At 48.7% G+C, this 571-nt stretch carries 2 protein-coding genes; both read right to left on the minus strand.

Annotation, left to right across the window (positions count from 1 at the left end):
* Nucleotides 1-150 precede the first annotated feature (150 nt).
* Entirely contained in the window at nucleotides 151-399 is a 249-nt protein-coding gene (locus tag N1032_RS26860; protein ID WP_259543732.1) for a hypothetical protein, read from the minus strand.
* Between the two features lie 7 nt (nucleotides 400-406).
* A partial coding sequence (locus tag N1032_RS28565; protein WP_407933095.1) for a YadA-like family protein occupies nucleotides 407-571 on the minus strand: 165 nt, incomplete at its 5' end.

The raw sequence follows: 571 nt of genomic DNA on the forward strand, positions 1-571 counted from the left end.
CTAAGCGTTTAGCCCGAACTTCACCCTGTTCAAATTTCTTAAGCGCCTGTAAAGCGCGGTTAATCAGGGCGGGTTGATAAGTCTTGTCATTCTCTAACCTTGTTGTCATGGTCGGGTAAGAAGGGCGCTTATCATCGCGCCCCCTCCTGGTTAATGGTTAATCATCACTGCTTCTGTGATGTCACCTAATAGCAGAAGACTCTTAATCGCTTCAGGGGTCTTCACGCTGTCCGGTTTGCTTAACTCTGCAACGTTGGCTAAACAAATTGCCATTGTCAGGAGTGCAGCCCGTTTAGGTTCATTCCTTGCTGTTTGTGGCATTGCAGACGCTTCTTCAGCAATCAACAAAGCCCTTTCAAAGAAAGTCACAGTTAACAGTTCATCTTCTCTGATTTTCATGTGTTCCTTAGTTGCCGATAGAGACACCAGCAAAAGCCCCGTAATTCTGCGTTGTCGGGGTAGCGGTCACGCCAACCTTAAAGGCTACGTGTTCAGACACGCGATAGTTAGCGCCAACAGCTACAGCAGAAGCGTCAGCGTATTGACCGACACCCGCGCCAACGTTCCAGGT

The sequence above is a fragment of the Herbiconiux daphne genome (genome assembly GCF_024979295.1).
GTDB classification, from domain to species: domain Bacteria; phylum Actinomycetota; class Actinomycetes; order Actinomycetales; family Microbacteriaceae; genus Herbiconiux; species Herbiconiux daphnes.